Origin of the sequence: Streptomyces sp. NPDC059917 (assembly GCF_042730635.1) — a bacterium.
Classification (GTDB): Bacteria; Actinomycetota; Actinomycetes; order Streptomycetales; family Streptomycetaceae; genus Streptomyces.
In genome coordinates this window covers 60,244-69,227 of the sequence record NZ_JBHWLC010000045.1, presented here as the reverse complement: position 1 = coordinate 69,227, position 8,984 = coordinate 60,244, and the positions used below count along the sequence as shown (strand labels likewise).

Genomic DNA, 8,984 nt, shown 5'->3' with positions numbered 1-8,984 from the left:
GGGGGGGTCTTCTGGGGCCGGCCCGGCGGGGGGGGGCTCCGGGGTGGGGGGCCCCCCCCCCCGCGGGCCCCCCCGGGGGGCCGCCGCCCGCGGGCCCCGCCGACGCCCCGCCCTCACCCCTGGCCGAACGACTGCGACAACTGCGCGACGCGGGCTGGACCGCGGTCGCCGTACCCCCCGGGACGGCCTTCGCCGACCTGTGGCGGCAGGCGGCCACCGGCCACGGCCACGACGCGAACACTTCCGGAGGCAGGCCATGAGCGGCCGGGCGAGACTGACCCTGTTCGCGCTGCTGGCGACCCTGCTCACCTCGGGCGCCCTGCTGCCGCTGGTGCATCCGGCGACCTGGATGTTCCAGGCCGCGGCGCTGGCCGCCGTGCAGAGCGGGGTGGGCGCGGCGGCCCGGCGGGTGCCCCTGGCGCGCCCGCTGACGGTGGCCGCGCAGCTGCTGGTGTCGCTGCTGCTGCTCATGCTGCTCTTCGCCGGACGGGGAGCCTCCACCGGCTCGGGCCCGCTGGCGTACCTGGTGACGGACTTCGGCGGACTGTACGGGCAGGGGGTGCGGGACGTCGGCGAGTTCGCGATCCCCGCACCGCTGACCGACGGCATCCGACTGCTGCTGATCACCGGCGTGCTGGTGATCGGGCTGCTCGTGGACATGCTCGCGGTGACCGCACGGGCCGCCGCGGCGGCCGGGCTGCCGCTGCTCGCGCTGTACTCGGTGGCCGCTGGGCTGAGCGGTGGCGGCGGCGCGTCCTGGCTGTGGTTCGTGCTGGCCGGCTGCGGCTACCTGCTGATGCTGCTGGCCGAGAGCCGGGACCGGCTGGCCCAGTGGGGCCGGGTCTTCGGCGGCGCCGCCCCGGGCGGGCGCCCCTCGCAGAACGGCCTGGGCGCGGGGAACCGCCCGCTCGCCCCGGTACGGACCGGGCGGCGGATCGGCGCGGTCGCCCTCGGGCTCGCGCTCGCGGTCCCGGCGGCCCTGCCCGCCCTCAGCAGCGGGCTGCTGGACGCGCGCGGCGGCGGGGGCGGCGGGGGCGTGGGCACCGGGGTCGGGCAGGCGGTCAACCCGCTGGTCGCCCTCCAGGACAGCCTCAACACGCAGGACGACCGCGAGGTGCTCAAGTACCGCACGGACGGCAAGCAGCTCTCCGACCAGTACCTGCGGATCCTCTCCCTCGACCAGTTCGACGGCGTCAAGTGGGAGGCCTCGGCGCGCGCGCTGAGCGACCTCCCCGCGCAGCTGCCGAACCCGCCGGGGCTGTCCCGGGACCTCCTGGCCTCCTCCGACGAGATCCGCACCAGCATCTCGGCGTCGGGCACCTACGCGCAGCGCTACCTGCCGATGCCCTACCCGGCGACCGGCGTAGACGTCCGCGGCCGCTGGCGCTTCGAACCGGTCGGGCGGACCCTGGTCGGCGAGCAGCTGGGCAAGGACAAGTACCAGAACGCCCAGGGCGCCCAGTACACCGTGCGCAGCGTCGAGCTGCGGCCGACGGCCGAGCAGCTCGCGGCGGCCCCGCCCGCCGCGCCCGAGGTCCTCGGCGAGAACACGCGGCTGCCGGACAACCTGCCGTCGGTGGTCTCCGAGACGGCCCGCAAGGTCACCCAGGGCGCGCGCGGCGACTACGCGAAGGCCGTGAAGCTCCAGGACTACTTCGCCGTCAACGGCGGGTTCACCTACGACACCAAGGTCGCCTCGGGCAGCGGTTCGCAGGCCATCGCGAAGTTCCTCGCGGACAAGCGCGGCTTCTGCATCCACTTCTCCTTCTCGATGGCGACGATGGCCCGCTCCCTCGGGATCCCGGCCCGGGTCGCCGTCGGCTTCGCGCCCGGCACCAAGCAGGGCGACGGCAGCGTGGTCGTGACGATGCGGGACGCGCACGCCTGGCCCGAGCTGTACTTCGAGGGCGTGGGCTGGACCCGCTTCGAACCGACCCCGCAGCGGGGCAACGCGCCCGCGTACACCCGGCCGCAGACCCCGGTCTCGCAGCCGTCCGCCTCGGCCGCGCTGCCCTCGCCGACGGCCTCCGCCCCGACGCCCGCTCCCTCGCGGTCCGAGGACTGCACGCCGAAGCAGAAGCAGCTCGGCGACTGCGGGAACGCGGCGGCGAGCGCGGGCGCGGGCGGCGGCGCCGGCGGCGTCCCGGTCGGTGCGGTGCTCGGCTGGTCGGCCCTGGCCGTCCTGCTGCTGGCCGTTCCCCTGGTGCCGCTGCTGTGGCGGGGCCGGGTACGGGGGCGGCGGCTGCGCTCCGGGGATCCGCTGGAAGCGTGGCGGGAGCTCGGGGACGCGGCGTGGGACGTCGGGATCGCCCCCGACGAGGCGCTCTCGCCGCGGGCCGCGGCGGCCCGGATCGTGGCGGACGGACGGCTGGAGGCGGATGCCGCGGAGGCCGTGCGGAGGGTCGCGGGTGCGGTGGAGCGGGAGCTGTACGCGCGTCCGGACGCGGTGGTGGGGGCCACCGAGTCCGGGGACGTCCTGGCGGTCCGCCGGGCCCTGCTGGCCGCGCTCTCCCGGCCCGCCCGGCTACGGGCCCTGCTGGCCCCCCGCTCGGCGGTCCGCGTCCTCTGGGCCGCCTCGGCCCACTGGTCCACCCTGACCCAACGCACCACCGCCCTCACCCACCGCCTCCGCCCCCGCCGCCCCTGAGGTCTCCCCCGGGGACGCCTCCGGCGAGGGCCCTCAAACGCCGGGCAGGCTGGATTCGGCCGACCTCGGCGGGGATTCCGCGCGCCGGGCGGGCTGGATGTGGCCGACCTCGGCGGGAGTTCTGCGCGCCGGGCGGGCGGAAGGTGGCCGACGGCGGCCGGGATCAGCCCGTCCGGCGATTGAGGACGGCCCGGGGGCAGGGGAAACGGCGAACGCCGGTGGGTCCGGCTCGATCCCCCCGAGCCGGAACGCACCGGCGTTCCCCTCCGACTGCCGAGCCCCCCGCCCCGCACTCGGCGACGGGCATCCCGACCCGCTCCGCGGCCCCGTGTCCGCGGTGCGGGCCGAGGCCCGTCCGTCGCCCCCATTCTGCGGTCACCGCAGGTGGGGGCCCATCCGTGCGCGTACTCATTTCCACGCCTAGGTACGGATACTCAGTTCTATGCGACCACCCGGCACGGCGGACACCGCCGACCGGGTCACCGGCTCCCGCTGACCCGCCCCCGCAGCAGCAACGACAGCGCCGAGTGCACGTCGTCGATCGACCGCTCGCTCTGGAAGGACTGCCAGTCCAGCGCGGCCACCAGCACCATCCCGACGAGCGCCGCCGCCGTCAGCGGCACGTCGATCTCGGCGCTCAGCTCCCCCCGCTCGACCCCTTCCCGCAGCACCGTCTCGACCACGGCCACCGCCTCCCGGCGGACCACCATGAGGGTGGACTGCCAGGCGCGGTTGGTCCGCCAGAGTTCGGCGACGTACAGCTGGGTGAAGGCCGGGTAGCGGTCGATGAAGACGAGACCGGCCCTGATCATCTGGTCGAGCGCCTCGACCCGGGTGCCGCCGCGCGCCTCGGTCTCCTCGGCGGCGGTCCGCAGGGAGACCGTCAGCAGCCCCACCCCGTGCCGGAGCAGCTCCTCGAAGAGGTCGGTCTTGCTCGCGAAGTTGTAGTAGACGGTGCCCTTCGCGACCCCGGCCCGCTCGGCGATCTCGTCGACCGTGGTCGCGGAGAAGCCCTGTTCGGCGATGAGCGTGACGGCCGCTTCGTAGAGCTTCTGCCGCGTGGCCTGGCGTCGACCGGTGCCGGTACCGGTGCTGCTGCTGTCCATGGCGCTGATTCTCACAGGTATCCGGATCCCTAAAGGCTCAGGTCGGGGTGGAGCCGGTCCATCGTCCACACCTGCTTGCCGCGGGCGGCGAGCGCGGTGAGGGCGAGGGCTCCCGCGGTGAAGGCGGCCAGGACGGCGAATCCCGTCCACACCGGAGCGAGGTCACCGCCGGTGATCAGGCGGCGCAGGCCCTCGACGACGTAGGACATCGGCAGGTAGGGGTGGATCGCGCCGAAGAAGCCGGGGCTGGTCTGGACGGGGTAGGTGCCGCCCGCCGAGGTCAGCTGGAGCATCAGTACGACGAGGACGAGGATCCGCCCGGCCGCCCCGAACTTGGCGTTCAGCCACTGCACGATCGCCGCGAAGCAGCCGGTCACCACGGCGAGGAAGCCGAGGGTGAGGGCCGGTCGGGCCATCTCCAGGCCGAGGCCCCAGTGCAGTACGGACATCAGCGCGCCCACCTGCAGGACAGCGATCCCGGCCACCGGCAGCCAGCCCGCGAAGGCGATCCGCCAGGGCGAGGCGCCCGCGGCCAGGGCGCGCTTGTTGAGCGGGGCGATCAGCATGTAGGCGACCATCGCGCCGACCCAGAGGGAGAGCGGGATGAAGTACGGGGCGAAGCCGGTGCCGTAGTTGGGCGCCTTGTGCAGGGACTGGTTGGCGAGCTTGACCGGGTCGGCCATGACCTCGGTGCGCGCGTCGCGCTGCGGCTGGTCGTAGTCGGGGATCTTGCCCGCCCCGTCGCTGAGGCCGGTGGCGAGGTCGCCCGAGCCGTCGACGAGCTTGAACATGCCGCCGTCGAGGCTGTGCGCGCCGTCGCCGAGCTTGCCGACGCCGCTCTCCAGGCCGGAGGAGCCGGTGGCGGCGGTGCCGAGACCGGTGTGCAGCTGGGCCGTGCCGGTGGCGACCTTGTGGGCCCCGGTGTTGAGGGCGTCGACCTTGGCGACGGCCGCGTCGAGGTCGGAGGAGAGCGCCGGGGCCTTCGCGGCCAGGTCGCGGGCCTGCTTCTCCAGGGTGGTCAGCTGGCCCTTGAGCTTCCCGAGGTCGCCGTTCGCGTCCTTGACCAGGGTGTTGACGTCGGAGCTCAGCTCGGCGGCCTCGGCCGCGTCGTCCTTGAGCTTCTTGAGCTGCGGGCAGGAGGCGGGCTGCGGACCGGTCGCCTTGGTGCACACGTCGGTGTAGACCGAGGCCGCGCCGGTGGAGACCCGCTGGCTGACGCGGGCGGCGTCCGGCGCCTTCTTGGCGAAGGTGTCCAGGTGGTTGTTGACCGTGTGCGCGGTGTCGGCGACCAGTTCGGCGGTGTCCGAGAGCTGCTTGGGGTCCTTGATCAGCGGGCGCGCCTTGTCGGCGGCGCCGTGGACCTTGTCGGCCAGGGCCTGGGTGCCGGAGGCGATGTCCTTCGTACCGGTCTCCAGCTGGCCGGCGGCGGTGTTCAGCTTCTTGAGGCCGCCCGCCAGCTCGCCGGTCTTCTCCTTGGCGGTGTCGAGACCGTTGGCGAGGTCCTCGGCGCCCTGCTTGGCCTTGCCCGCGCCGTCCTTGAGCTTGGCGGCGCCGTCGGCGGCCTGGGCCGTCTTGTCGTGCAGGTCGGAGAAGGAGACGAAGATCTTGTCGAGGAACCCGCGGGAGGCGTTGGTGGACGCGGCGGAGCGGACCTCCGCGAAGACGGTGCGCGAGATCGACCCGACGATGTAGTTGTTCGCGTCGTTGGTGCGGACCTGGAGGGCGCTGGTGGTGGGGTCCTCGCCGGAGCTGGAGGCGATCTTCTGGCTGAAGTCGGCGGGCATGGTGAGGGAGAGGTAGTACTTCCCCTTCTCCAGGCCCTTCGCCGCCTCGTCGGAGTCGACCTCGTGCCACTGGAAGGTCTTGCTCTCGCGCAGCTTCTTGGTGATCTCGGAGCCCGCGTCGATGTGCTTGCCCGCGGCGTCGGCGCCCTTGTCGGCGTTGACGAGCGCGACCGGGATCTTGTCGAGGCGGCTGTACGGGTCCCAGAACGAGCAGAGGTACAGGGCGCCGTAGAGCAGCGGGAGCAGGAGCAGGGCCACGAGCGCGGCGGCGGGCAGCTTCCCCCGGCCGAACCGCTTCAGCTCAAGCGCGGCGAGCTTCGGCGAGCGCATCGTCCGTCCCCTTCGTGTCGTCGGTCTTCGTGTCGTCGGTCTTCGTGTCGTCGGTCTTCGCTTCGGCGGCCTGCGTGCCGTCGGCCTGCGTGCCGTCGGCCTGCGTGCCGTCGGGCTGCGTGCCGTCGGGCTGCGCTTCGGCGGGCTGCGCTTCGGCGGCATCCGCCGCGGGGGCCTCCGCCGCGGGGCTCTCCGCCGCGGCGTTCTTCGTGCCCGTGCGCAGGACCACCGCGTCGGCGGGGGCCTCGCTGCACACCGCGATGACCGTGGTGCCGGAGTCGGCGATGTGCCGCAGCAGCTTCCAGGCCTCGGCGCGCTCGGCGGCGGAGAGCTTGAGGTCGGTGTCGTCGACGGCCAGCAGCCGGGGGCCGCCGAGCAGGGCGACGGCCACCGAGAGGCGCAGCGCCTCCAGCCGCTCCAGGTCGCGGACCGAGGTGCGCGGGCCCTTGGGCAGGGTGTCCAGGCGCAGCCCGACGGCGGCCAGCGCGGCGTCGATCCGCGCCCCGGTGCCCGCGGCGCGCTCGGCGCGGGAGCGCAGCAGGGCGCGGACCGGGCCGTCGTAGCGGCGCTGGAGCAGCGCGCCCTCGCGCAGCTGCTCGGCCACGGTGAGCGCGGGGTCGAGGTCGGTGACGCCGGGTACCGGGCCGAGGGCGGTGATGCGGCGGACCGCCGCCATCTTCTTCGGCAGCCGGTGGCGGGCGATCTCGGCGGATCCCTCGGTGGGCTTCATCCGGCCGGTCAGCGCGAGGAGCAGGCAGGTCCGGCCGCTGCCGGAGGGCCCCTCGACGGCGATCAGCGAGCCGGCCGGGGCGTTCAGCGACACGCCTCGGAAGACCCAGCCGCGCGGGCCCTTGAGTCCGAAGTCCTGGGCCGTGACGGCCGCTCCGTGCGGGGTGTCCACACCCTCCCCCTTTTTTTGAACTGACTGGTCAGTTCAAAAACTAGCAGCATCGATCCATCCGCCGCACATCCGGGGGGTGTTATGCGCCAGTTGATGGGAAAGCTGCTGGTCAGAGCGATTGTCAGTGGGTGCCCTCACGATGGGGAGCAGAAGCACGCACCACGCAACGACAGGAGGTTCGTCATGGCCACACCGTCCCCGTCCCCTGTCCACCCCGTCCTGCGCACATCGACCGCCCCTCCAGCCGCCGCCGAGCTGCTCGACAAGGCCCGGCGCGGACTCGCGGAGGCGGCCCTGCTGCCCGCGGCCAACGAGCGCTACGCCACCGCCCACCTCGCCGCCCTGCGCGCCGCCGCGGCCGTCCTGGCCGCGCGCGGGCGGCCCGAGCCCGTGCACCCGCGCCGTCGACCCCGGATACGCAGCGCCTGGGAGGTGCTCCCCCAGGTCGCCCCGGAACTGACCGAGTGGAGCGCCCTCTTCGCCTCGGGCGCCGCCCGCCGGGCCCGGGCCGAGGCGGGCATAGCGGATGCCGCGAGCAACCGCGACGCGGACGACCTGGTGCGCGCCACGGCGATGTTCCTGCGCCTGGTGGACCGGATGCTGGGACTGCAACCGCTGCTCCCGACGCCCCGGCCGGACCGCCCCGAGCTGGGATGACCCGGCCGACCGACGAGGGCAACGCGCGGCGAAGGCAATAGGGTGGGTCACTGACCGCTCACCCTTTCCGCGCCGAGGAGCCATCAGCCGTGTCGGACACTTCCCGCCCCCGCGCCTCCCTTCGCACCGCCGTGGTGTGGGAGGTCCTCAAGGACGCCCTGGAGCGTCGGGTCAAGGCGACCGGGCGGGACGTGCTGGACGTGCTGGACACCGGCGGCGGCACCGGCAAGTTCGCCGTCCCGGTGGCCCGGCTCGGCCACCGCGTGACCGTGGTCGACCCCAGCCCCAACGCCCTGTTCGGGCTGGAGCGCCGGGTCGGCGAGGCCGGGGTCGCCGAGCTGGTGCGCGGGGTCCAGGGCGACGCCCAGGGCCTGCTCGACGTGGTCGACCGCGAGGCCTACGACGTGGTGCTGTGCCACGGCGTGCTGGAGTACGTCGACGACCCGGCCGAGGGCGTGGCCAACGCGGTCGCCGCGCTGCGCCCCGGCGGCGTCCTCAGCCTGCTCGGCGCCGGCGTGGGCGGGGCCGTCCTGGCCCGCGCGCTGGCGGGGCACTTCACCGAGGCCCGCACGGCCCTGACCGACCCGGCGGGCCGCTGGGGCGCCGGGGACCCGGTGCCGCGCCGTTTCAGCGCCGAGCAGCTCACCGAGCTGGTCGGTGGAGCCGGCCTCGAAGTCGGCTCCGTGCACGGGGTGCGGATCTTCGCCGACCTCGTCCCCGGAGTCCTCGTGGACACCGAGCCGGGAGCCGTCGAGGCACTGCTGCGCCTGGAGGAAGCGGCGGCCGAGCTGCCCGCCTTCCACGCGGTCGCCACGCAGCTGCACGTCCTGGGCGAGAAGCGGGCCTGATCTGCGGCGCTGCCGGATGCGGAGTAGTACCCAGAACACCCCGTTCAGCCGGTCGGCCCCGTATGATCGGGGGACACCGGCGGGCATGGTGGACGGGCCGTTGGGGAATAAGCGCCTCAACGACCGGCCTTACGACGGTACGGTTTGGCGAAATGGCGTAGAGGGGCGGGTTTCACGGGGGCGATTCCCTGCCTATCCTGGAGGGGACCCCCGGTCGCTACCCCGCGCGACCGACGGATGAGGAGGACTCACGTGCCGCTCTCGGAGCACGAGCAGCGAATGCTCGAGCAGATGGAGCGAGCGCTGTACGCCGAAGATCCCAAGTTCGCGACAGCGCTTGAGGGAAGCGGGCTGCGTACGTACACCCGGCGACGGGTCTACCAGGCGGTCGCAGGCTTTCTGGTGGGTATCGCGCTCCTCATGACCGGAATGGTCGCGCAGAATCTGATCTGGGTCAGTGTGGTGGGATTCCTCGTCATGCTGGGCTGCGCGGTTCTCGCGGTCACCGGATGGCGCAAAGCACCCAAACCTGGCGAGCAGCCCGTGACCGGCAGTGCCGGTGACCGCGGCCACGGCCAGAACCGGCAGCGCCGGACCATGATGAACCGGATCGAGCAGCGCTGGCAGCGCCGCCGCGACGAGCAGGGCCAGCAGGACCGGTAGGTCCCGCGAGAGCTGGAGTGAGGGGACGTGCGCCGGCCGGCGCACGTC

At 73.9% G+C, this 8,984-nt stretch carries 7 protein-coding genes; 4 read left to right on the top strand and 3 right to left on the bottom strand.

The annotated features are described in order from the left end of the window. Positions 1-256 precede the first annotated feature (256 nt). Positions 257-2,647: a transglutaminaseTgpA domain-containing protein gene (locus ACFWAR_RS24785; protein ID WP_385781014.1), complete on the top strand. Its 2,391-nt coding sequence runs from the start codon at positions 257-259 to the stop codon at positions 2,645-2,647. A gap of 479 nt (positions 2,648-3,126) precedes the next feature. Here ACFWAR_RS24785 and ACFWAR_RS24780 read toward each other — a convergent pair whose 3' ends face one another. Genes ACFWAR_RS24780 through ACFWAR_RS24770 form a run of 3 tightly spaced genes read right to left on the bottom strand, consistent with a single transcriptional unit; the run spans position 3,127 to position 6,768 of the window. After that, positions 3,127-3,753, bottom strand: a complete 627-nt coding sequence (locus ACFWAR_RS24780; protein WP_385781011.1) for a TetR/AcrR family transcriptional regulator — start codon at positions 3,751-3,753, stop codon at positions 3,127-3,129. Between the two features lie 29 nt (positions 3,754-3,782). Next, positions 3,783-5,867, bottom strand: a complete 2,085-nt coding sequence (locus ACFWAR_RS24775; RefSeq protein ID WP_385781009.1) for a YhgE/Pip family protein — start codon at positions 5,865-5,867, stop codon at positions 3,783-3,785. Next, complete coding sequence (locus ACFWAR_RS24770) at positions 5,839-6,768, bottom strand: ATP-binding cassette domain-containing protein (RefSeq protein WP_385781007.1); 930 nt, start codon at positions 6,766-6,768, stop codon at positions 5,839-5,841. The genes ACFWAR_RS24775 and ACFWAR_RS24770 overlap by 29 nt, the downstream gene beginning before the upstream one ends. 183 nt (positions 6,769-6,951) lie before the next feature. On the opposite strand from ACFWAR_RS24770, the gene ACFWAR_RS24765 reads away from it, so the two are divergent. The 3 genes from ACFWAR_RS24765 (at position 6,952) to ACFWAR_RS24755 (ending at position 8,936) form a co-directional block, all read left to right on the top strand. After that, on the top strand, positions 6,952-7,425 hold the full coding sequence (locus ACFWAR_RS24765) for an SAV_6107 family HEPN domain-containing protein (RefSeq protein WP_385781004.1): 474 nt from the start codon (positions 6,952-6,954) through the stop codon (positions 7,423-7,425). 89 nt (positions 7,426-7,514) lie between these two features. After that, positions 7,515-8,273, top strand: coding sequence for a methyltransferase (locus ACFWAR_RS24760; RefSeq protein ID WP_385781001.1), 759 nt, complete (start codon positions 7,515-7,517; stop codon positions 8,271-8,273). A gap of 252 nt (positions 8,274-8,525) precedes the next feature. Next, positions 8,526-8,936, top strand: coding sequence for a DUF3040 domain-containing protein (locus tag ACFWAR_RS24755; protein WP_385780998.1), 411 nt, complete (start codon positions 8,526-8,528; stop codon positions 8,934-8,936). The last annotated feature ends 48 nt before the right edge of the window (positions 8,937-8,984 follow it).

Bases quoted from the DNA above. Each gene is read 5' to 3' on its own strand.
- ACFWAR_RS24785 (WP_385781014.1), top strand. From the start codon at position 257: ATGAGCGGCCGGGCGAGACTGACCCTGTTCGCGCTGCTGGCGACCCTG.
- ACFWAR_RS24780 (WP_385781011.1), bottom strand. From the start codon at position 3,753: ATGGACAGCAGCAGCACCGGTACCGGCACCGGTCGACGCCAGGCCACG.
- ACFWAR_RS24775 (WP_385781009.1), bottom strand. From the start codon at position 5,867: ATGCGCTCGCCGAAGCTCGCCGCGCTTGAGCTGAAGCGGTTCGGCCGG.
- ACFWAR_RS24765 (WP_385781004.1), top strand. From the start codon at position 6,952: ATGGCCACACCGTCCCCGTCCCCTGTCCACCCCGTCCTGCGCACATCG.